The organism is Streptomyces sp. NPDC005263, assembly GCF_042872365.1.
GTDB lineage: Bacteria > Actinomycetota > Actinomycetes > Streptomycetales > Streptomycetaceae > Streptomyces.
Window position 1 is genome coordinate 152,122 of sequence record NZ_JBIAKJ010000009.1, and the last position, 21,851, is coordinate 173,972.

15 protein-coding genes and 1 pseudogene are annotated in these 21,851 nt (G+C 67.8%); 7 read left to right on the plus strand and 9 right to left on the minus strand.

The window, feature by feature from the left end; genetic code table 11:
• Positions 1-105: 105 nt before the first annotated feature.
• Positions 106-546 (minus strand): Lrp/AsnC family transcriptional regulator, encoded by a 441-nt coding sequence (locus ACFYRY_RS33595; protein ID WP_389154316.1) that lies wholly within the window; start codon positions 544-546, stop codon positions 106-108.
• Between ACFYRY_RS33595 and ACFYRY_RS33600 the strand changes: the two genes are divergently transcribed.
• The 3 genes from ACFYRY_RS33600 (at position 476) to ACFYRY_RS33610 (ending at position 3,379) form a co-directional block, all read left to right on the plus strand.
• Positions 476-1,066: a pyridoxal-phosphate dependent enzyme gene (locus ACFYRY_RS33600; RefSeq protein ID WP_389154319.1), complete on the plus strand. Its 591-nt coding sequence runs from the start codon at positions 476-478 to the stop codon at positions 1,064-1,066. The two genes, ACFYRY_RS33595 and ACFYRY_RS33600, sit on opposite strands and share 71 nt — an antisense overlap.
• 207 nt (positions 1,067-1,273) lie before the next feature.
• Positions 1,274-2,098 (plus strand): enoyl-CoA hydratase/isomerase family protein, encoded by an 825-nt coding sequence (locus tag ACFYRY_RS33605; RefSeq protein ID WP_389154322.1) that lies wholly within the window; start codon positions 1,274-1,276, stop codon positions 2,096-2,098.
• A gap of 237 nt (positions 2,099-2,335) precedes the next feature.
• Positions 2,336-3,379 (plus strand): alpha/beta hydrolase, encoded by a 1,044-nt coding sequence (locus tag ACFYRY_RS33610; protein WP_389154324.1) that lies wholly within the window; start codon positions 2,336-2,338, stop codon positions 3,377-3,379.
• A 230-nt stretch (positions 3,380-3,609) separates the two neighbouring features.
• Here the strand turns inward: ACFYRY_RS33610 and ACFYRY_RS33615 are convergent, their stop codons facing one another.
• Positions 3,610-5,256, minus strand: coding sequence for a glycoside hydrolase family 27 protein (locus tag ACFYRY_RS33615; RefSeq protein WP_389154327.1), 1,647 nt, complete (start codon positions 5,254-5,256; stop codon positions 3,610-3,612).
• A 488-nt stretch (positions 5,257-5,744) separates the two neighbouring features.
• Between ACFYRY_RS33615 and ACFYRY_RS33620 the strand changes: the two genes are divergently transcribed.
• From ACFYRY_RS33620 to ACFYRY_RS33630, 3 genes are all read left to right on the plus strand, one after another.
• Positions 5,745-7,388, plus strand: a complete 1,644-nt coding sequence (locus ACFYRY_RS33620) for a glycoside hydrolase 43 family protein (RefSeq protein ID WP_389154879.1) — start codon at positions 5,745-5,747, stop codon at positions 7,386-7,388.
• Positions 7,389-7,441: 53 nt separating this feature from the next.
• On the plus strand, positions 7,442-9,484 hold the full coding sequence (locus ACFYRY_RS33625; protein WP_389154330.1) for a non-reducing end alpha-L-arabinofuranosidase family hydrolase: 2,043 nt from the start codon (positions 7,442-7,444) through the stop codon (positions 9,482-9,484).
• Between the two features lie 141 nt (positions 9,485-9,625).
• Positions 9,626-10,591, plus strand: coding sequence for a glycoside hydrolase family 6 protein (locus tag ACFYRY_RS33630; RefSeq protein ID WP_389154332.1), 966 nt, complete (start codon positions 9,626-9,628; stop codon positions 10,589-10,591).
• A 42-nt stretch (positions 10,592-10,633) separates the two neighbouring features.
• Here the strand turns inward: ACFYRY_RS33630 and ACFYRY_RS33635 are convergent.
• The 4 genes and pseudogenes from ACFYRY_RS33635 to ACFYRY_RS33650 form a co-directional block, all read right to left on the minus strand.
• Positions 10,634-11,740, minus strand: a pseudogene (locus ACFYRY_RS33635) (polysaccharide lyase family 1 protein); the annotation flags it as partial.
• A gap of 463 nt (positions 11,741-12,203) precedes the next feature.
• The gene (locus tag ACFYRY_RS33640; protein ID WP_389154334.1) at positions 12,204-13,424 is read right to left on the minus strand and encodes a right-handed parallel beta-helix repeat-containing protein; all 1,221 of its coding nucleotides are present in this window, start codon (positions 13,422-13,424) and stop codon (positions 12,204-12,206) included.
• A gap of 758 nt (positions 13,425-14,182) precedes the next feature.
• Positions 14,183-15,922, minus strand: a complete 1,740-nt coding sequence (locus tag ACFYRY_RS33645) for a pyruvate dehydrogenase (RefSeq protein WP_389154336.1) — start codon at positions 15,920-15,922, stop codon at positions 14,183-14,185.
• Positions 15,923-16,466: 544 nt separating this feature from the next.
• Positions 16,467-17,504 carry a glycoside hydrolase family 5 protein gene (locus ACFYRY_RS33650; protein WP_389154339.1) on the minus strand — a complete coding sequence of 346 codons (1,038 nt, stop codon included), beginning with the start codon at positions 17,502-17,504 and terminating at the stop codon, positions 16,467-16,469.
• A gap of 427 nt (positions 17,505-17,931) precedes the next feature.
• Here ACFYRY_RS33650 and ACFYRY_RS33655 point away from each other — a divergent pair, with 427 nt between their 5' ends.
• Positions 17,932-19,416, plus strand: a complete 1,485-nt coding sequence (locus tag ACFYRY_RS33655) for a glycosyltransferase family 2 protein (RefSeq protein ID WP_389154882.1) — start codon at positions 17,932-17,934, stop codon at positions 19,414-19,416.
• A gap of 128 nt (positions 19,417-19,544) precedes the next feature.
• Here ACFYRY_RS33655 and ACFYRY_RS33660 read toward each other — a convergent pair whose 3' ends face one another.
• Genes ACFYRY_RS33660 through ACFYRY_RS33670 form a run of 3 tightly spaced genes read right to left on the minus strand, consistent with a single transcriptional unit; the run spans position 19,545 to position 21,828 of the window.
• A complete protein-coding gene (locus tag ACFYRY_RS33660) occupies positions 19,545-19,991 on the minus strand; it encodes an OsmC family protein (protein WP_389154342.1) in 447 nt (148 codons plus the stop codon).
• Positions 19,992-20,041: 50 nt separating this feature from the next.
• Positions 20,042-20,833 carry an ABC transporter ATP-binding protein gene (locus tag ACFYRY_RS33665; protein ID WP_389154345.1) on the minus strand — a complete coding sequence of 264 codons (792 nt, stop codon included), beginning with the start codon at positions 20,831-20,833 and terminating at the stop codon, positions 20,042-20,044.
• Positions 20,830-21,828 carry a FecCD family ABC transporter permease gene (locus ACFYRY_RS33670; protein WP_389154885.1) on the minus strand — a complete coding sequence of 333 codons (999 nt, stop codon included), beginning with the start codon at positions 21,826-21,828 and terminating at the stop codon, positions 20,830-20,832. The genes ACFYRY_RS33665 and ACFYRY_RS33670 overlap by 4 nt, the downstream gene beginning before the upstream one ends.
• Positions 21,829-21,851 lie beyond the last annotated feature (23 nt).

Below are 21,851 nucleotides of genomic sequence, written 5' to 3' on the forward strand. Positions count from 1 at the left end.
GGGGCGCCGTCATGTCTTTTTTTGTACGGCACGCAGTTGACAAGTGAGACGCCCAACTCCGCGTACGCAGGACCCGCGGCCTTTCGCGTGAAACTTGTTCGTCAGCTAGTGCGGAGGCGTGGGGAGGGGGCGCATGTCGATGACCTTTTTCATCACGATGGTGGAGGTGATGCGCTGCAGGCCCGGCAACTTCGTGAGTCTGGATTCGTAGAGGCGTTGATAGGCGTCGAGGTCGGCGGTCACCACCCGCAGTAGGTAATCAGGGTCGCCGAACAGGCGCTGCGTCTGCACGACGTTGGGGATGGCGGCGACGGCCTCGTCGAAGGCGGCGAGTGTGTCCTGTGCCCCCTGCCGCAGGGTGACGAAACCCAGGACCTCGAAGCCGAAGCCCACCGCGGCGGCGTCCACCTCGGCGTGGTAGCCGCGGATGACACCAGAGCGCTCCAGTTCGCGCAGGCGCCGCTGGCAGCGGGAGATGCTCAGCTGCACCCGGTCGGCCAAGTCGGTCAGGGTCAGCCGCCCGTCGTGTTGCAGCTCAGCCGGCATCCATTCTTCGTCTCTCCATGCCATCGGAGGAACACCACTGGTGCGCCTGCGTCGTGTCGTTCCCGATGGCGCGGCTGAAGTCCGGGTCAAGGTGGAGGGAGGTAATCCCACCGGCAGTTACAAGGATCGGATGGCCCTCGCCATCATCGAGGGCGCGGAGCGCCGCGGCAGGTTGGTTCCTGGACAACGCGTCGTGGAGTTCACCGGGGGTAGTACGGGGTCCTCACTGGCCTTCGTCTGTGCGATGAAGCTTTTCGTGCGGATGCGCTGGGAAGTCGACCGGATCATCGAGCGCGAAGGGGCCTTCTGGACCGATCAGTTCCACAACACCGATGCGCTCACCGGCTATGCGGACCTCGGTCGTGAAATCGTCCAGCAGGCCCAGGGCAGCGGTGTGACAGTGGACGTCTTCGTGCGGCCGTCGGCACCGCCGGCATGTTCGCCGGCGTTTCTGCGGCGCTGTCGCAGGCCGGCCGGATACGCGCAGTCGCTCTCGAGCCGGACTCCTCGCCGATGCTGACCGCCGGCACACCCGGCCCACACCGCGTCGAAGGGAATCGCCACCGGCATCGTTCCGCCTCTGCTCGCGGAAGGCCCGTACGACGAAGCCCGCACCGTGGACGAAGAAGAGGCTCGCGAGATGGCATCTCCGCTGGCTCGGCAGTGGGCCCACGTCACACCCCTGCTGGATTGCATTTTTAAAGTCAGACCCTCTAGGGTCACCCTCATGAGCAATCCCTCGCAGTTTCACGTACATGCGGTGTCGCCGTCCTACTGGAAGGTGACCTTCGAGAACGACCCGATCAACCTCATCGATCTGGACACCGTCGAGCAGCTTGGCGATCTGGTGACCCGTATGGAGCAGGACCCCGATCTGACCGTCGTGGTGTTCCAGAGCGCCAACCCCGACTTCTTCATGGCGCACTTCGACCTCCGGTCCGACATGCAGCGCTTTTACACCACGGCGCCGGGTCCCACCGGGCTCCTCCCCTACCCGGACAGCCTTCTGCGCCTCAGCAGGGTCCCGGCTGTCACGATCTCGGCCATCAAGGGCCGTGCCCGAGGAGCGGGAAGTGAGTTCGTCCTGAACACGGACATCCGCTTCGCCGGCAGCAACGCCATCCTGGGACAGCCCGAGGTGGGCTTCGGCGCCGTACCCGGCGGCAACCCGATGGGGCGACTGGCCGAGCTGGTGGGCCGGGGCCGCGCGATGGAGATCGTGGTGGGAGGAGACGACTTCCCGGCCCAGCTCGCCGCCGAATACGGCTACGTCAACCGCGTTCTTCCCGAGGACGAGCTGGACGACTTCGTCGACACCTTCGCCCGCCGCATCGCGGGCTTCGACAAGGCCGCGGTCTCCGGCACGAAGGAGTTCGTCGACGCGGCCACCGCAATCCCCGCGGGGGACTACGCGGCCGCTCTGGCCGCCATCAGGCGCACGGGGGGACGCCCGGAGAACGCGGATCACGTGCGCAGCCTCTTCGAACGCGGCCTGCAGCAGCCCCAGGGAATCGAACTCGATCTCGGCAAGCACGTCGCCGAGAGGTTCTGAGCCTCTCGGGCGTTCGTACCGTCACCTGCTCCGTGGGGCATGCGCGGACGGACGCCCGCGAGACCCGGCGCCGCATGCGAACGGCCTGGCCATGCCCGTCCAGAAGCCATCGATAGCGGTGCACGGGCGATCCATGCCTGCTTGTACTTCAAATGCACGATGTCCCGCAGGCATCACACCCACCCCAGGGTTCATGCCGAGGCGTGCACCTCGGCCCAAACGACAAGGCCCTCCCCCATGTTCTCGATCCATCCCCGACACTCCGCGGTCCGCTTCGGCGTGATCGGAGTGTCCGCCGCGTCGCTCGTCACCGCCATCGCGATCACCACCGGGGGCGCATCCGCTGCCACCGGCGGTGACCCGGGCTTCACCCGCCACACGATCACCCAGAAGGTCTCACTCACCGACAGCGGACCGGCTGACCAGACACTGAGCGCCGTGGAGTACGAACCGACCGGAGTGCGCGTCAAGGGCATTCAGGTGATGGTCCCGGGCGTCACCTACGACCACCGGTACTTCGATCTCAAGACAAGCCGCGGCTGGGTCTCACAGGCGCGCGAAGCAGCCAAGGACGGCTGGATCTCCGTCGCCGTCGATCGCCTCGGAACCGGCGACTCCAGCAGCCCGGCCGCGGACCAGCTGAACGGCGCGACCCACTCCGCCACCATCCATCAACTGATCACCAAGCTGAAGGCCGCCCATAAGGGGCTGCCGGTCGCATTGGTCGGCCACTCCATGGGAAGCGCGGTGGCCATCAGGGAGGCCGCGACCTACAAGGACGTCGACGCCTTGGTCGTCACCGGATTCATGCACCATTCCGGCTCCGGGCAACTGGTGTTCAACGCCATAGTGCACCCCGCAGCCGAAGACACAGCCTTCAAGGGCAGCGCGATACCGGATGGCTCCCTCACCACCAGGGACGGCATGCGCCACCAGTTCTACTGGCCGTTCAACGCCGACCTGAGCACCGTCAAGGGCGACGACGCGGTCAAGCAGATCACCACCCAGGGAGAGTTCACCGCCTTCGCGGACGAGCTGACCAACGACACGTTCGGCAAGAACGTCAATGTCCCGGTCCTGTCGCTCGTGGGCGAGCACGACGGACTGTTCTTCGACCCCGCGGACCTGAAGAAGGCCCTCGCCGCGGAGCCGGCCTCCTACGGGTCCAGCCCTGACGTCGACGTGAAATCCGTTCTCAATGCCGGCCACGACCTGGCTCTCCAGCGCAACGCCGACAGCACCACGAACACCATCGACAAGTGGCTCTCCAACAAGCTCTAGTAGGACTCCGCCAGGTTGCTCTGGTTCTTGGGTTCTGGCTGGTGGTGGATGTTCTGGGCAGGGGCCGGTGGCAGGTGGTGCAGGTGCCGGTCCAGCAGTTCAGCAGGTCCTGGATGGTGTCGAGGGTCCGGTATCGGCCAGCAGCGTGACCTTCCGGCCGCCGAGCAGCGGGCGGGTCCCGTGGGAATTTCTCTCGACGGGTGATCGTCGAGAACGGCGCGCGACGCTCGTCACACGCGGGTCCACTTCTGGTCGGCCTGCCCGTCGCAGGTCCACAGGACCAGGGGGGTCCCGTTGGCGGTGCCGGACCGGTCCACATCGAGACAGAGACCGGCGTGAACATTGCGGATCGATCCGTCGGAGCCGATGGTCCACTTCTGGTTGGCCTGGCCGTTGCAGGACCAGGTGATGACACGGGTGCCGTTGGTGGTGCCGAGGTCGTAGGCATCCAGGCACTTGTCGCCGAAGACACGGATCTCACCGCCTGCCCACGTGGTCCACAGCTGGTTGGCGGCCGTGTGGCAGTCCCAGATCAGGACCGTGGCCCCGGCCGCGGTGGAAGCGTTGTCCACGTCCAGACAGCGGCCGGACCCGGCGCCGCGCAGACGCGAGGTGGTGGCGGCCGACGGGCTGCCACCGCTCACGCGGAACACGGCCACGCCATGCGCGGGAACGCTCGCCGAGATCTGCCCGGAGGTGCTCGCCGTACCGCCGGTCCACAGGTCGGTGAGGGTGAACGACCCGCCGGACAGGCCGACTTGTGCCGCTGTCGTGGTGACCGTCGCGGTGCCGCCTCCCCGGTTGAACAGGCCCACCGCGACCGAACCGTCGGACAGGGGTTTGGCGAACACCTCGGTGGTGCCGTCGTCGCGCACCCTGCGCCCGCCCGCGCCCAGCGCGTCCTGGTTCACCGCCAGCAGACGCGGGTTGCGCAGGATCGCGCTCACGTCGGCGGACATGGTGCGGATGTCGTTGCCGGCCATGAGCGGGGCACCCAGCAGTGCCCACAGGGCGAAATGGGAGCGGGACTCGGTCAGTGACAGGCCGGGACGACCGACGACCAGCATGTCGGGGTCGTTCCAGTGTCCCGGGCCGGACTGCGCCGCCAGCGGCGCGGTGACGTCCAGGACGTTGCCGACGCCCATCGGATAGCTGTTGGTGTTGCCGTTCTGCCAGATGTCGAGCAGGTCCTCGGTCGTCCGCCACAGGTCGGCGACCTCGCCCCAGTTGTACGTGGAGCCGGTGATGGCGTGAAAGCTGTTGGGGTTGATGCTGTAGACGATCGGCCGCCCGGTGGCACGCAGGGCGTCGCGCATGAGCGTGAACCGCGCGACCTGCTCGTCACGGGTACCGCTGGAGGAACACCAGTCGTACTTGAGGTAGTCGACGCCCCACGAGGCGAACGTGGCGGCGTCCTGGGTCTCGTGCCCCCTGCTGCCCGTCGACCCGGGATAGCCGCCGCTGGTCTGCGCGCAGGTGCGTTCGCCCGGCACCTGGTAGATGCCGAACTTCAGGCCTTTGCTGTGGATGTAGTCACCGAGGGCCTTCATCCCACTCGGGAACTTGGTCGGGTTGGCCCGCAGGTTGCCCGACGCGTCACGCTGTGGGTCGAACCAGCAGTCGTCGACCACCACGTACCGGTAGCCGGCCTCCCGCATGCCCGAGGACACCATGGCGTCGGCGGCCTGGCGGACCTGCGCCTCGGTGACCCCGCATCCGAAGCTGTTCCAGCTGTTCCAGCCGAGCGGTGGAGTGAGTGCCGGGCTGCCGGGCGCGACCGAAGCGGAGGAGTCGGCCAGGGCCGTGAAGGACGCGGTGACCGTCAGCGCGGCGGCCGCGAAGAGACGGAGCAGCCGCCTACCTGATCGTCTGGGCACCGTGTGCTCCTTTCCAGGGACAGGCGCCGTGGGCTGCACACCTACGGCGCTCGCGATGGGCTCTGCGGGCGATGCGATCGTCGCCAGGCCGGCAGACAGTGGATGAATGCCGCACCGCAGTCGACTTAAATCATGCGCATGACACTGATCATCGTTCGAAATTTCGGTCCGATTTCGGATCGCTGACGTCATGGACGTTAGAGAAGTTCCCAAGCATGTCAACACCACCCACACGCTTAAATCACGTACACCGACGCCCTCCTCGACGCCGAGAGCGAGAGAGTGGAAGGACGCATCGGTGATCCATGCAAGCCCCGATGGGCGAAACATTTCGAAGCAAACAACGAATCATGCGAGACGTATTGACGGGAGCTCTCGTTTTCCTATCATCCAGGATGCTCAGTGAGTCGTGAGTGTTCGCGATCTCGAACATCGCGAGAACCACCCGCCCATGAAGCGCCTCCTCGCAGAGAGAACGACACATGGATATGTCATGCTCTCATCAATCATGGGGCCGCCGCCGTGCGCTGGCCGCCGCCACCGGCCTGGTCACCGGCGCCTTCCTGCCTCCGGCCGGAGCCTTCCGGACCGCCGCGGCCGCTTCCGCCCGGGAGGCGAACCTCGCGGCCGCTCCGGCGTACCCGAACCCGGTCATCTGGCAGGACTTCGCGGATGTCGACGTCATCCGCGTCGGCGCCACCTACTACGCCTCCGCCTCGACGATGCACTACTCGCCGGGCGCACCCGTCCTGCGCTCGTACGACCTGGTGAACTGGGAGATCGCCGGTCACTCGGTGCCCGTCCTCGACTTCGGCGCCAAGTACGACCTGAACGGCGCCCGTGGCTACGTCCGCGGCATCTGGGCGTCGTCGCTGGCCTACCGTCCGAGCAACGCGACCTTCTACTGGCTCGGCCAGATCGACTTCGCCAGGACGTACATCTACACCGCCACCGCTGCCGAGGGGCCGTGGAGCAGACTCACGACGATCAGCACGCCCTACTATGACGCGGGGCTGCTCGTGGACAGCGACGACACCCTGTACGTGGCGTACGGGAACACCACCATCAGCGTGGCCCAGCTCTCGCCCGACGGGCGCAACCAGGTCCGCACGCAGCAGGTCTTCACCGCTCCCTCGAGTGTCGGCACCCTCGAGGGCTCCCGCTTCTACAAGATCAACGGGCAGTACTACATCTTCCTGACCCGCCCCGCGAACGGCCAGTACATCCTGAAGTCGTCGAGCGGCCCCTTCGGTCCTTACACGATGCGCCAGGTCCTCCTCGACCTGCGCGGGCCGATCGCCGGCGGTGGTGTCCCGCACCAGGGCGGGCTGGTCCAGACGCAGAGCGGTGCCTGGTACTACATGGCCTTCGTCGACGCGTACCCCGGCGGCCGGATGCCTGTCCTCGCGCCGGTCACCTGGACTCCGGACGGCTGGCCCGTCGTGCAGCTCGTGAACGGCGCATGGGGCGCCTCGTATCCCAGCCCCGTCGTCCCCACTCCGCCCCGCCAGGTCACCCCCATGACCGGCGTCGACACCTTCGACGGCACGAGCCTCAAGCCGAGGTGGGAGTGGAACCACAACCCGGACAACACCAAGTGGTCGGTCAGCAACGGACTGACTCTGCGGACCGCCACCGTCACCAACGACCTGTACGGGGCCCGCAACACCCTCACGCACCGCATTCAGGGCCCCACCTCCACAGCCACCGTCCAGCTCGACCACGCGGCGATGCGGGACGGCGACCGGGCCGGACTCGCTCTGCTGCGTGACTCCTCGGCCTGGATCGGCGTCAAACGCGACGGTGGCGTGACGAGGCTGGCGATGGTCAGCGGGCTGACCATGGACGGCAACTGGAACACCACCGGCACCGGCACCGAGGTCGCGAGCGCCGCCGCCCCCGGTGGCCGCGTCTGGCTGCGCGCGAGCGCGGACATCCGTCCCGGCGCGGCACGCCCCGGCACCTTCTCCTACAGCACCGACGGCACCAGCTTCACCCGCCTCGGGCCCGCCTTCTCCATGGGCAATGACTGGCGGTTCTTCATGGGCTACCGATTCGCCCTCTTCAACCATGCCACGCAGGCACTCGGCGGCGCGGTCCGCGTCACGCGGTTCGAGCTGTCCACGCCCTGACCCGACCCCACCGACCGCACCACCCAACCCCCCGCCAACCGTAGAGGAAAACCATGAACCCGCTGACGCGGCTCGGCCGTCGCCGAGCCTCGGTGTTATCCCTGCTGGCCGTCGCCGCCCTGGTGACGCCCGGCGCCGCGACCGCCGCACCCGACAACGTCCGGGCCTCCACCCTCGGAGCCCAAGCGGCCCAGTCCGGCCGGTACTTCGGGACCGCCGTGGCCGCCGGACGGCTCGGCGACGGCACGTACTCCGGGATCCTGGACCGCGAGTTCAACTCGGTCACACCCGAGAACGAGATGAAGTGGGACACGACCGAGCGGTCCCGCGGCTCGTTCAACTTCGGCCCCGCCGACCAGATCGTCAACCGCGCCACGGCTCGCGGTCAGCGCGTACGGGGCCACACCCTGGTGTGGCACTCCCAACTGCCCGGCTGGGTCAGCTCCATCGGGGACGCGAACACGCTGCGCGGCGTCATGAACAACCACATCACCTCCGTGATGAACCACTACAAGGGCAAGGTCTTCGCCTGGGACGTGGTCAACGAGGCCTTCGCCGACGGCGGCAGTGGCCAGCACCGTTCCTCGGTGTTCCAGAACCTGCTCGGCGACGGCTTCATCGAACAGGCCTTCCGCACCGCACGGTCGGCCGACCCGGCGGCCAAACTCTGCTACAACGACTACAACATCGAGAACTGGAGCGACGCGAAGACCCAGGGCGTCTACCGCATGGTGCGCGACTTCAAGGCGCGCGGGGTGCCCATCGACTGCGTCGGCTTCCAGTCCCACTTCGGTGCCGGTGGCCCGCCGTCGAGCTTCCAGACCACACTGGCCAACTTCGCCGCCCTCGGCGTCGATGTCCAGATCACCGAACTGGACATCGCCCAGGCGCCCACGACGGCCTACGCGAACACCGTGCGGGCCTGCCTGAACGTGGCACGCTGCAACGGCGTCACCGTCTGGGGAATCCGCGACAGCGACTCCTGGCGCAGCGGGGACAACCCGCTGCTGTTCGACCGGAACGGCAACAAGAAACCGGCCTACCAGTCGGTCCTCACCACGATGGGGGGCAGGGCGTCGGCAGGCGGCGCGGCCGTGATGTCCCAGAAATCCGCGGCCCGTTCGCCCCGGTCCGCCGCCGCGCTGCCCTCCCGGTTCTCCTGGAGCTCCAGCGGAACGCTGATCTCACCGAAGCCGGACGCCACCCACAACATCGCCGGCATCAAGGATCCGACGGTCGTCCAGTACAACGGCAAGTACCACGTGTTCGCCAGCACCGCGAGCTCGTCCGGATACAACCTGGTGTACCTGAACTTCAGTGACTGGTCGCAGGCCGGTTCGGCGACGCACCACTACCTGGACCGCACCGCCATCGGCACCGGGTACCGGGCCGCGCCGCAGGTCTTCTACTACGCGCCGCAGCGCCTGTGGTACCTCGTCTACCAGACCGGCAACGCCTCGTACTCCACCAACCCCGACATCAGCAATCCCAACGGGTGGAGCGCGCCGCGCAACTTCTACTCGTCCATGCCGGACGTCATCCGGCAGAACATCGGCAACGGCTACTGGGTCGACATGTGGGTGATCTGCGACAGCGCCAACTGCTACCTCTTCTCCTCCGACGACAACGGGCACCTGTACCGCTCCCAGACGACCGTCGGCCAGTTCCCGAACGGGTTCACCAACACCGCGATCGTGGCGCAGGACTCCAACAAATACGCCCTCTTCGAAGCGAGCAACGTCTACAAGGTGCAGGGCAGTAACCAGTACCTGCTCCTCGTCGAGGCCATCGGATCGGACGGCCGGCGCTACTTCCGCTCCTGGACCTCAGGCAGCCTCGGCGGCTCATGGACGCCCCTGGCCGCGTCCGAGAGCAACCCGTTCGCGCGAGCCAACAACGTCACCTTCCCCTCGGGTGCCTGGAGCCGGGACATCAGCCACGGCGAGATGATCCGTGCCGGCTACGACCAGACACTCACCATTCCAGCCTGCCGGCTCCAATACCTCTACCAGGGCATGAACCCCAACGCGGGCGGTGACTACAACCTCCTCCCGTGGCGGCTCGGCCTGCTCACGCAGACCAACTCGACCTGCTGACCGCCTCCGGGCCCCCGGCACGGTCCGGGGGCCCGGTCCAGCCTGGAGGCGGGTCGAACATTCCGCCGCACCACCTCAGCGCGTCGCGCGCTCAGGACGAGAGCGGGCGACGCATCCCTGCCAGGAAACCGAGGTACCGTCATGCGCCGCAGACTCCGCACCTTCATGGCAACGCTCGTCGCTCTGCCGCTGGCGCTAGCCGTCGCACCGTCCGCCCACGCCGCCGACCCGACCACCATGACCAACGGGTTCTACGCGGACCCCGACTCCAGCGCGAAGAGGTGGGTCGCCGCCAACCCCGGCGACGGCCGGGCGCCCGCGATCAACGCCTCCGTCGCCAACACTGCGATGGCCCGCTGGTTCGGCTCCTGGAGCGGCACCATCGGCACCGCCACGGGCGGGTACGCCGGGGCGGCGGACTCCGTGGACAAGCTGCCCGTCCTCGTCGCCTACAACATCTACAACCGCGACTACTGCGGCGGACACTCCTCCGGCGGAGCCGCCTCACCCTCCGCCTACGCGACCTGGATCTCCCAGTTCGCCGGCGGGATCGCCAACCGACCGGCCGTCGTGCTCCTCGAGCCGGACTCACTCGGGGACTACGGCTGCATGACGCGGGCTCAGATCAGCGAACGCCAGGGCATGCTCACCGGCGCCCTCGCCCAGTTCGGCCGCCAGGCCCCCAACACCTGGGTCTACCTCGATGCCGGTAACCCGGGCTGGGAAAGCCCGGCGACCATGGCCCAGCGTCTTGACGAAGCGGGCCTCCGAGGGGCCCACGGCTTCTCGCTCAACATCTCCAACTACTTCACCACGGCCGAGAACACCGCCTACGGCAACGCCGTGAACAGCCAACTGGCGGCCCGTTACGGCTACACCAAGCCGTTCGTCGTGGACACCAGCCGCAACGGCAACGGCTCCAACGGTCAGTGGTGCAATCCCTCAGGCCGCCGCATCGGCGCCCCCACCCGGCTGGGCGGAGGCGCCGAGATGCTTTTGTGGATCAAGACCCCAGGCGAGTCCGACGGCAACTGCGGTGTCGGAGCCGGCTCCTCGGCAGGGCAGTTCCTCCCCGAGGTCGCCTACAAGATGATCTACGGTTACTGATCCAGGACTCCCGTGGCCCGGTCCATCCACGCCGCATGTCTACGGCGAGCAGCTGCCGTCCGACACCCGCAGACCCTTGTCGGCGCCTGCCGTCCGGGTCACGATGCTCGGCACGCAACTGGCCGCGTCGAGGCTGTAGGAGTAGGGGATGCCGACCGTGGTGTTGGACTTCGGGTCGGGGCCTGCGGGGCGGTTCTCACTGCCGGGGGCGGACCAGGTCACGTTGTCGAAGACGTTGCCGCTGACCTGCCAGTAGCCGGCCTTGTCGGTGTAGAAGGTGCCCAGGACGTCCTTGCTGTCCTTGAAGTAGTTGTTGTCCACCTTGGCGTGGGCTCCGGCCCGGGAGTTGATGCCGGACTCGTTGAGGTGCACGTAGGAGTTGTTGTAGATGTGAGCCGTGCCGCCACGCAGCAGGGGCGCACGGGAGTCGAGGTTCTCGTACAGGTTGTGGTGGTAGGTCACGAAGGTGCTCGAGAGGTCGGTGTCGCTGTGCCCCACGAGGCCTCCGCGGCCGGAGTTGCGCAGGATGCTGTACGACAAGGTCACGTACTGGGTGTTGTCCTTCAGGTCGAAGAGACTGTCGTAGCCCTCCGACTCCCCGCCCGACGCCTCGAGTGTGGTGTGGTCGACCCAGACGTTGTGGACGTCGCGCTCCATGCCGATGGCGTCTCCGCCGTTGGACGTGGGGGAACCGGACTTCTTGACGTTCCGGACGGTGACGTTCTGGATGATGATGTTGGCGGCCTCGCGGACGTGAATGCCCACCTGGTCGAAGACAGCGCCGCTGCCGACCCCGATGATCGTGACGTTGCTGACCTTCTTGAGCTCGATCACGCCGTCGGCGGTGCTGCAGCTCTTGCCCGACACCTTCTTGGTGTTGCCGTGGTTGATGGTCCCCTGGACCTCGATGGTGAGCGGGGTGCTGCTGTCGGCCCTGCCGCACAGGGCCGCGTGGATCGCGGTCCCCGTGGTGGCCCGGACCGTCTGCCCGCCCGCGCCTCCCGTAGTGCCGCCGTTCTGGGTCGCGTAGCCGGTGGCACCGCTGGTCGCCGCCGACGCCTCGGGCATCGACAGAACCGCGCCCGCCGCGGACGCGAGAGCCATCGTGGCCAGCGCCGCACGGAGTCGCAGTGCGACTGGCCTCCGCATGCGTGGCTTCTCGTTCGCCATCCTCGTCTCCTCGTTCGTCTTAGAGTGCCGGGGGTTGCTTTCGCCGAGCCCCTGGGGCATCGGGGGCTCGGGGGATCAGCGACGGTTGTCCGCCCCGCCGCCGACCGGGACCCATCCGAACCGGACAGGCCCCCGTCCTCACCGCGTCCGGGCGGCGGGGTCGCTCCCGGATTCACCACCCGGACCTAGGGCCTGTCGTTTGGATCAGGCCGCAGGAAACTGACGGGGCTGGTCGATGCCGGTGAGCGGGGTCTGGCGCGTGCGGCTGCAAGGCGGAGGAGGGCGTCGACGCGATGGGGGTCCCCCCGCGCGAGCGCAGCCGAGCGTGGGGGAGTCGGCAACCGACGACAACGCCGGTGGGGGTACCTCCCGCTCGAGCGACGCAGAGAGGGGGGGAGGCGTGCCAGACTCCGCGTCTGCGGCGTGATCCAAACGACAGGCCCTAGCCGCCGAAGGTCACGACGAGGCTTCCGTTCGAGGCGAAGGACCACTTCAGGGCGCCGGAGTACGAGGAGCACCGGGACCCGTTCGAGCCGGACCAGAACTGGTTCGAGCTGTCGGCGTCACCGACCACCTTGTCGTTCGATCCGCCGCTGCTGAATTGGCATGAGGTGTCGTTCTTGAACACCGAGGTGCCCTCGTCGAACGAGAAGTTGCGGGTGCCGTTGTCGATGCTGACGTTGTTCGACATCGTCAGCGTGCCCGGGTTGCTGTTGTAGGTGAACCCGTGCTTGCCGTTGTGGTAGGCGATGCTGTTGCGGACGACGTGGTTGACCTTGATGTCCTCGCCGCCGAGCTTGTAGCCGTTGCGGTCGCCGTTCTTGTTCTGGGTGCCGTTGCTCAGCGTGCCGTTGTTGTAGGACAGGGAGTTCTCGATGGTCACCGGGCCGATGGCGCCGGTGTCGGTCTTGGTGTAGAGGTCCCAGCCGTCGTCGATGTTGTTGTGGGAGACGTCGTAGCGGAAGACGTTGCCCGTGCCGGTGGTGAGCTTCGCGGCGAAGCCGTCGGCGTCCTCTCCATCGGAGTCGGAGTTGTCGTGTGACTCCGAGCTGACGATCAGGTTGTCGGCCGGCCACTGGGCTTTGGGGGTACTGGAAGCGATCCGGCCGAGCTGCAGGCCCGTGTCGCGGTTGTACGCCGTCACCACACGCTCGATGACGTTGTTGCTGCCCCCGACGGCGATGCCGTTGTCGCCCGCGTGTTGCACGGTCAGGCCGTACAGGCGCCAGTAGTTGGCGTTCAGCTGGATGCCCCGGTTGGACGAACTCTCGCTCTGCGCCGAGAAGTCCAGCACCGGCTTCTCACCCGAGTAGGCGGAGAGGGTGGTGCGGGCACTGGAGGTGCCGTTGCTGCCGATCGGGATGGTGACCGTCGAGGAGTAGTTGTAGGTGCCGCCGCGTAAGTAGATCGTGCCACCGGGGGCGATGCGGCTGATCGCCGAGGTGAGCGTCGTCGGGTCGGCCTGTGTTCCGGCCGCGCTGTCCTTGCCACTCGGCGCCACGTAGAGGACGGTGCTCGCCGCCCTCACGTCGACGCCCGCTGTGGGCACGGTGTCACTGTGGTCGTCACGAACGGAAACGGCCTGTGCCGTGTGGCCGGACAGTGTGAGGAGGGCGGCGCCGGCCAGCAGGCTGACCGATGCTAGTGCGGCTCTCGATTGCATCGCCTGTCTCCAGATTCCTCGGTTGTGGGGGTACGAGGGCTGTGGTCCGTGTCGTCGGGGCGGGGTGGGGCGGCAGTTGGCCCTGGGCCCTGGGTCCGGCGACAGAACAGCAGTGCATGAGCTGGTTCTCGAGCTGATCCCCTGTTGCGACTCCGCGTGCTGAGGGGTTGACACGGCCGACACAGACGGGGAAAGCGCTTTCTCGGACCGTAAGTACTCGCCCTGGCCACGTCAATAGCAGTGCGTGCAATTTGTTCATGTAGATGAACCAACGGCGGTGTCGCGGCACCACACGCCGCACGTCTCAAGGTCGCGGAGCCTCTCCTGGAGGGGCGCCGCCTGGCAGCGCAGGTCCACGGCAAGGGGAGGCCGCGGAGCAGAGCCTACGATGTGCTCGCGCCTGCCAGGCCGCACCGCGACCGCCGGGCGACCGGGGATCGGCTCGCCCCGCACCCCCGACGCTCACCCCTTCGCATCCCTGTTGCCGACGCGTCGCGACAGCACCGAACAGTTTCATGCACACAAACAGGATTCACGTACACGTCTATTGACGGAACCCCGGGCGCCGACGGCGCCATCCCGTCCGCCACGTTCCTGCGCCCCAGCAGCGGCGCGGATGTCGGGGCGCGGTTCTGAGCGGCTGGCCCCAAGACTCTGGAAGGCTCAGGTTGCGCGCTTCCGCGGCGACCGGTCTTGAGGAGATCGCGGGCGAGCAGACCGTGCTGTGCCCGGCTTGCGCAGCGTCGCGGCGGGCGGGTTCACGGCCTGGGAACGTTGCGCAGATTGGCCCTGGCCAGGTCGAGCATCTTGCCCACGCCCCCGTTGAGGACCGTCCTGCCTGCCGAGAAGGCGAATCCCTTCACCTGTTCGCCCGAGATGTGCGGCGGGATCGACAGTGCGTTGGGGTCGGTGACCAGGTCCACCAGGCACGGCCCGTCGTGCGACAGCGCCTCCCGCAGGCCTTCGCGGATCCGGCGGGGATCCTCGATGCGGATCGAATGGATTCCGGCCCCCGCGGCGATGGCGGCGTAGTCCACCGGCTCGTGGTCCGTCTGATAGTCGGGCAGGCCGTCGACCATCATCTCCAGCTTCACCATGCCGAGGGAGGAGTTGTTGAAGACGATCGTCTTCACCGGCAGGTTGTGCAGTTTGACGGTGAGCAGCTCGCCCATGAGCATGCCGAGTCCGCCGTCGCCCGACATGGAGATCACCTGGCGACCCGGATAGGCGAACTGGGCACCGATGGCGTGCGGGAGAGCGTTGGCCATGGTGCCGTGCAGGAATGAACCGATCACGCGACGGCGGCCGTTGGGCGTGATGTAGCGGGCCGCCCACACGTTGCACATACCGGTGTCGACGGTGAACACCGCGTCGTCGTCGGCGAGTTCGTCGAGAAGTGACGCCGGGTATTCGGGGTGGATCGGCACCTGGTGCTCGACGTCACGGGTGTAGGCGGAGACCACGTTCTCCAGCGACCTGGCGTGGTGGTGCAGAGTCCGGTCCAGGTACGAGCGATCGCGCTTCGTCTCGACCAGCGGCAGCGCCGCGCGCAGCGTCTCTCCGACATCGCCGTGCACGCCCAGCTCCAGCGTGGTCCGCCGCCCGATCCTCCCCGCATCGTGGTCGACCTGTACGGTGCGGGCCTGCGGCAGGAAGTCGTCGTACGGGAAGTCGGTGCCGAGCAGTACCACGAGGTCGGCCTCGTGCATCGCGTCGTAGCAGGCGCCGTAGCCGAGCAACCCGCTCATACCGACGTCGTACGGGTTGTCGAACTGGATCCACTCCTTGCCTCGCAGCGTGTGCCCGACAGGCGCGTGCACCCGGCCTGCGAGCTCCATCACCTCGGCGTGAGCGTCTTGTACGCCGGCGCCGCAGAAGAGCATCACCTTCTGTGCCGCGTTGAGCTTGGCCGCGAGTTCCCGCACCTGCTCGGGCGGAGGTACGACCCGGCCACGGGCAGTGACGAAGTTACTCGATCCGGTGGGGTTGGTGGCGGGCGCGTGGGACAGGTCACCGGGCACGACGAGCACCGACACCCCGTTGTCGGCCAGCGCGCGCTGTACGGCGATCCGCACCATCCGCGGCATCTGCGACGGCTGGCTCACCATTTCGCAGTACTGGCTGCACTCGGTGAGCAGCCGCTCCGGATGCGTCTCCTGGAAGAACCCGGTGCCGATCTGCTTCGACGGGATGTGGGAGGCGATCGCGAGCACCGGGGCGCCGGAGCGGTTCGCGTCGTACAGTCCCTGGATCAGATGGGTGTTCCCCGGACCGCAACTGCCCGCGCACACCGCGAGCCGTCCGGTCAGCTGCGCCTCGGCCGCGGCGGCCAACGCCGCCGCCTCCTCGTTGCGCACATGAATCCACTCGATGCCGTCGGTACGCCGGATAGCGTCCACGACGGGATTGAGGCTGTCACCGACGACGCCGTAGATGCGCTCCACCCCTGCTTGTCGCAGGACATCGATCAGTTGCTGTGCCACGGTCGGGTTACGCACCGGGGGCCTCCTTGAACGGGTTGCTCGACGGAACTGGCTCCCATTCGCGCCATGGAGCCCGGAACTCGCTGCGGCAGGGCTTGGGAACGACTGGTAGATGATCGCAGGTGCCGCACCCTGAACCGCCGGGCGGCGGAGGATGACCGCGCGCCGACGCCGCGGCCCGCGCCGTTCATCCGGCCGCCCTCGCGACGGCGGCCCACGGCGGTCGCCGCACCGAGGGCCGGGACGACCTCGTCCCTTTCAGGCGGCGGAGTCCCTCCCGACGCGCCGAAGGTCGGTGTGACAGCAGCGCACGGGCGCACGAAAAAGGCGACTGACCTGGATAGATACCCGTCAGACGCCTTTCGAGGATGTCGCTGCCACCGCGTCAGCCATCCCCACATGTTCATTCCAGGACTCACACACGCTCGCCGGCCGGACGGCGGTCGGCTCACGTCCCCTCGGAGGGCGACCCGCGGGACACGGTCGTGTTGCCCGAGGGGACGTCGGCCTGGGGAACGGGAGGCGGTGACGACGTCCGGCGTGCGGAGCGGTCAGGCGCTCAGCCCCTCGTCTTCTGCCTGACCCAGACACCGTTGGCGGTGAGGGGGGCGGTGCCGGTGAACTTGCCGGCGCTGCAGGCGCCCTTCTTGAAGACCGAGATGTCCTTGTGGTTGTCGGAGAGGCTCCAGTTCGTCCAGCCGATCTTCTTCTTGGCCATGAGGTCGGTGAACTTCTGCGCCATGGCGAAGTCCAGGCCCCAGCCGTTCCAGGAGGCGACGGCCCACTCCGAGACAAAGATCGGGAGCTTGTCCGAGGCTCGGTCCAGGCGCTTCAGGAACTGCTCCTTCCCCGCGGTCGCGTAGAAGTGGTACGTGTACATGACGTTCTTGGCGCGTACCGGAGCATCGACGATCTCCTGCTCCTTGGACGCTTCGGCCAGGCCGAGCGTGGCCCAGCCTCTCGTCGGGACCAGGACCACGCTCTCCGGAGCGCGGGAGCGGATCACCGGAATGATCTTCTCCGAGTAGTCCTTGATCGTCGCCCAGCTCACGCCGTTGGGCTCGTTGGCGATCTCGTAGATCACGTTCTTCTTGTTCTTGTGGCGCTCGGCGATCTGCTTGAAGAAGGCGCGCGCGTTGTCGAGGTCCTGGTGCGGGTCGCCCGGGTGGATCGTGTGCCAGTCGACGATGACGTACATTCCGCGGGCGCTCGCCATGTCGACGAGCCGGCTCGCCAGTTCGGTGTACTTCTTCGGATCCTTGAGGTACGCGCCCTCCCGTGCGTACGTCGAGACGCGCAGGACGCTCGCCTTCCAGTCGTAGGCCTGGGCGTCCAGTGCCGCGGCGGTCAGGCATTGCGGATACCACTGCGTGCCGTGCGTACTCATGCCCCGCAGCTGGACCGGCTTGTTGGACTGCGAGCACAGTTTCGTGCCGCAGACGTGGAGCTGGCCGTATGTCTGCACCGGCGTCTTGGCCTTGGGCTTCGGCGCGCTGTCCGCCGCGTGCGCCTGGGTCACGGGAATGAGGCCCAGCGTCCCCGCGAGGGCCAATGAGGTCCAGGCCGCGCGACGGCTGCGGGAATTCAGTGAATGCATTTCTGCCTCCAGTTCCTTGGAGAGGGTGCCGATGAGCAAATATGACGAACTGACTCGTCACCGGTGGGTCGGCGCCACCGCGATTCGTCCGCGCGGCAGGAATGTTCACCTCTGTGGGGGCACGGGCGGCCATCCGGAGGTACCGCGGCGGGGAGAACGTCGCCGTACCTCAACCACCGCTCGACTCTGCGGTGGTGCCACTCCGAAGAATCCTTCCTTCGAGCGACCCGTACAGCAATCAGCCCAGCCGGACGCACACGGCACGCGCGGTCTGGCTAGTGGTTTGGAGGTGACCACTACATTCAAGGAGCCCCCTCGGTCCGAGCAGGCGGCCACGTGCGTACTCCCCCAGCCACCGGATGACGAGGAGAAGTACTCCTACGCAAGGCGTCATCTCTGGGTACTCACGGTGGCCTCGCTCATCAGCATGGGCTGTCTCGTCTTCAGCCAGTTCCGGCTGATCCAGTCGTCACCGTGGCTGTTCGTCCTGCTGCCGTGCCTGGGCTTCAGCGTCCTGTATTACATCGCCTCACTGCGTGTGAACGCGTTCACCACCGATTTTGATCTCCAGGGCCACCGCCGGCTGGTCCAGAACTGGCGCCCCGAGAAGTACCCGACGGTCGCCGTCTTCCTGCCGGTGTGCGGCGAACCCGTCGACATTCTGGAGAACACCTGGAGGCACGTTCGCCGGCTCGCCGACCGTTATCCCGGCAAGGCCACCGCATACGTACTCGACGACTCCGCGAATCCGGAACTCGCCGCCATGGCCGAGGATCTCGGTTTCGTCTACGGGACCCGGCCCCGCCCCGGCTGGTTCAAGAAAGCCGGCAACCTGCACTACGGGCTGAGCATCTCCGACGAGGAGTACATCCTCATCCTCGACGCCGACTTCGCCCCGCGGGCGGATCTGCTGGAGGAACTGCTGCCGTACATGGAGAGAGACCCGAAAACCGGCATCGTCCAGTCACCGCAGTATTTCCGGGTGACCGACCGGCAGACGTGGATCGAGCGGGGCGCGGGTTCCGTCCAGGAACTGTTCTACCGGGCGATCCAGGTTTCTCGTCAGCGCCATGGCGGCGCCATCTGTGTGGGCAGTTGCGCCGTGTACCGGCGGGCAGCCCTGGAGGCCAACGGCGGCACCACTCTGATCGAGCATTCGGAGGACGTGCACACGGGCTTCGACCTGGGTCGTCTGGGCTGGAGTCTGCGCTATGTGCCGATTCCCCTCGCCACCGGCAACTGTCCCGACAACGTGAGCGCGTTCTACCACCAGCAATACCGTTGGTGCTCGGGTTCCATGAGCCTGCTGGGAAGCAAGAAGTTCTGGAGCACAAAGCTCAGACTCACCACCCGGCTCTGCTACTTCTCCGGCTTTTTCTACTACCTCCACACCGCGCTCTTCACCTTCGTGGCACCACTGCTCCCGATCGTCCTGCTGGTGGCCATGCCCGAAAAACTCAAGGTCGAGTACATGCTGCTGGTCCTTCCCAGCGTCGTCTACACGGTGTTGATCTTCCCGTTGTGGCACAAGTGCCCCTACCGGATCGAAGCATGGGCCGTGCGCCTGCTGTACGGCTGGGCGCATCTGTTCGCCATCTGGGACATCGCACGCGGCAGACGCCAGGCGTGGCGGCCCACCGGCTCGGCGTCCGCCGGCCGGAACACCCACCGGCGCTTTGTGATCGGCGTCCGGCTCTGGAGCGGCGGTACGGCCCTGCTGTGGGTGGGCATCGCGGTCTGGCGCATGCTCACCCTGTACGCGCCCGACTTCGCGCTGGTGCTGGCCTCCGGCCTGTTCTACGCCGTGATCGTGGGCCGCGTCCTCGTTCCGGACCGTGGCACCGGGGAAGAGTCCGTCCCGGGGCTCACCCGGAGAAAGCTGGAGCCCGCGGAGAACCTCGGTGGGCTGTGACACCACGCGAGCACGTCCTCAGAGCCCGGATCGGCGCGGCTCTGAGGACCTCTGCCGCGGTTGCCGCCGACGTACGGTGGCGTGCCGTGTCCATGCCGACGGCGTCGGGTGTGGACGAGCGGCCCCGGTCAGTCGTCCTCGATCGTCACGGTGACGGGCGTACCGATCTCGACCGTGCGGCTCACCGTGCACAGCCGGTCGTGGGAGGTCCTGACCGCTCGCGGAAGGATCGTCCTGGCCCGGTCCGCGCCCTCACCCTCGCCCTTCGGGAAGGTGACGGAGAAGGCGACCCTGAGGTCGGTCATCCGGTTGCCGAGCTCATCACTGACCTTGTCACCGGTCACCGCGACGGAGAACGTGGTGGGTTCCGCGTGGCGACTGGTGGCGACGTCGACGTCCGCCGCCGAACACCCTCCGATCGCGGCGAGCAACAACTCGACCGGGGTGAACGCGCTGTCCCCGTGCGCACCGGAACTCGTACCGAAGCTGATCGTGGCGCCGCGAGCGTTCGTCGCGACGAAGTGGCCGGTGCTGACGCGCTCGACGGTGACGGAGCGCAGGGAGTCCTGGGTCATGTGCCGACACTAACGCCGGGGGGCTGGACGCCGCCGTGGCGGCCGTACGGTCATGGCGACCGCACGGCGTCTCGTGGGAGCGTGCCGAGGAACCGTACATGGGGCCGGTCTCCCGGAGCGTCGGGGGTGACGGTGGCGCGCACGCCGTACACCTGAGCGATGAGGTCCTCGGTGAGCACCTCTGCCGGGCCGCCCGCGGCGGCCACCCGGCCCTCGTTCAGCACGACGAGATGGTCGCAGTACATCGCCGCCAGGTTCAGGTCGTGCAGGGCGATGACGGTGGTGACGGGGAGTTGCGTGACCAGCGTCAGGAGGTCGAGCTGATGCTGGATGTCGAGGTGGTTGGTGGGTTCGTCGAGGAGGAGTTCGCGTGGTTCCTGGGCGAGTGCGCGGGCGATCTGGACCCGTTGGCGTTCGCCGCCGGACAGGGTGTGCCAGAGGCGGCCGGCCCGCTCGGTGAGGCCGGTGCGGTCCAGGGCGGCGCGTACGGCCTGCTCGTCGGCCGGGGTGGTGGGGGTCCAGGCGCGACGGTGTGGGACCCGGCCGAGCCGTACGACCTCCAGGACGGTCAACTCGGTCTGGGTGTCCGCCTGTTGTTCGACGACCGCCAGCCGGCGGGCGACCGCTCGGCGGCTGTACTCGCGCAACGGCTGGCCGTCGAGGGTGACGACGCCGGAGGTGGGGGTGACAACGCCGGAGAGCAGGCGCAGGAGTGTGGACTTGCCGGAGCCGTTGGGGCCGAGCAGGCCGGTGACGGATCCGGGGGCCGCGGTGAGGCTGACGCCGTCAAGGATCAGCTGTCCGGCGGCGGTACGGGAGACGCGGTCGGCGATGAGCGTCATCGGTGCGCCCTCCGGGTGCGGTACAGGACGAGGACGAACGCCGGTACGCCGATCAGGGAGGTGACGACGCCGACCGGTATCTCCTGCGGGTCGAGGGCGGTACGGGCCAGGGTGTCGACCCACACCAGGAACACCGCCCCGGTGAGCGCGGTCACCGGCAGCAGCCGGGCGTGCCCGGGGCCGGTGAGGGCACGGGCGGCGTGCGGCAGGACCAGCCCGACGAAACCGATGGCGCCCGCCGAGCTGACCAGAGCGGCGGTCAGCAGGGCCGTGACGCAGAGCAACACCAGCCGGGTCCGGGCGACGGAGACCCCGAGCGAGGCCGCCGCGTCCTGCCCGAAGGCGAAGGCGTCCAGCGTCCGCGCGGATCCGAGGCACACGACGAGGGCGGTCGCCAGCGCGGTCAGACACAGCCACACGTCGTTCCAGTCGGCGCCGCCGAGTGAGCCGAGCAGCCAGAACAGGACTCCCTGGGTGGTCTGGGCGTCGGCGGCCGTCAGGACGACGAAGGAGGTGAGCGCCGAGAACAGCTGCATGGCGGCGACTCCGGCCAGCACGACCCGGTCCGTCGTGGCACCGAGGGTGTGGCTGAGCAGCAGCACCAGGGCGAAGGAGCAGACGGCTCCGACGAAGGCGCCGCCGGAGACGGACAGCGCGCCGCCGCCCGCGCCGAGGACCACCACCACGACCGCGCCGGTGGAGGCTCCGGAGGAGACGCCGAGGACGAAGGGGTCGGCGAGCGGGTTGCGCAGCAGGGACTGCATGACCGCTCCGCACACGGCGAGCCCGGCGCCGCAGACCGCGGCGAGCAGGGTGCGGGGCAGTCGCAGGTTCCACACGATGCCGTCCCGGATCGGGCTGAGCCGCGAGGGTCCCCCGCCGAGATGGGCGGCCACCGCCGACCAGACGTCGCCGACGCCGATGTCCGCCGGGCCGATGGTGACGGCCACGGCGAGGGACCCCGCCAGGGTCACGAGGCCGGCCACCGTCCGCAACGCCGTGGCCGTGACGGACGAGG

Bases quoted from the DNA above. Each gene is read 5' to 3' on its own strand.
- ACFYRY_RS33600 (WP_389154319.1), top strand. From the start codon at position 476: ATGCTCAGCTGCACCCGGTCGGCCAAGTCGGTCAGGGTCAGCCGCCCG.
- ACFYRY_RS33595 (WP_389154316.1), bottom strand. From the start codon at position 546: ATGCCGGCTGAGCTGCAACACGACGGGCGGCTGACCCTGACCGACTTG.
- ACFYRY_RS33605 (WP_389154322.1), top strand. From the start codon at position 1,274: ATGAGCAATCCCTCGCAGTTTCACGTACATGCGGTGTCGCCGTCCTAC.
- ACFYRY_RS33610 (WP_389154324.1), top strand. From the start codon at position 2,336: ATGTTCTCGATCCATCCCCGACACTCCGCGGTCCGCTTCGGCGTGATC.
- ACFYRY_RS33620 (WP_389154879.1), top strand. From the start codon at position 5,745: ATGTCATGCTCTCATCAATCATGGGGCCGCCGCCGTGCGCTGGCCGCC.
- ACFYRY_RS33625 (WP_389154330.1), top strand. From the start codon at position 7,442: ATGAACCCGCTGACGCGGCTCGGCCGTCGCCGAGCCTCGGTGTTATCC.
- ACFYRY_RS33630 (WP_389154332.1), top strand. From the start codon at position 9,626: ATGCGCCGCAGACTCCGCACCTTCATGGCAACGCTCGTCGCTCTGCCG.
- ACFYRY_RS33640 (WP_389154334.1), bottom strand. From the start codon at position 13,424: ATGCAATCGAGAGCCGCACTAGCATCGGTCAGCCTGCTGGCCGGCGCC.
- ACFYRY_RS33650 (WP_389154339.1), bottom strand. From the start codon at position 17,504: ATGCATTCACTGAATTCCCGCAGCCGTCGCGCGGCCTGGACCTCATTG.
- ACFYRY_RS33655 (WP_389154882.1), top strand. From the start codon at position 17,932: ATGGGCTGTCTCGTCTTCAGCCAGTTCCGGCTGATCCAGTCGTCACCG.
- ACFYRY_RS33660 (WP_389154342.1), bottom strand. From the start codon at position 19,991: ATGACCCAGGACTCCCTGCGCTCCGTCACCGTCGAGCGCGTCAGCACC.
- ACFYRY_RS33665 (WP_389154345.1), bottom strand. From the start codon at position 20,833: ATGACGCTCATCGCCGACCGCGTCTCCCGTACCGCCGCCGGACAGCTG.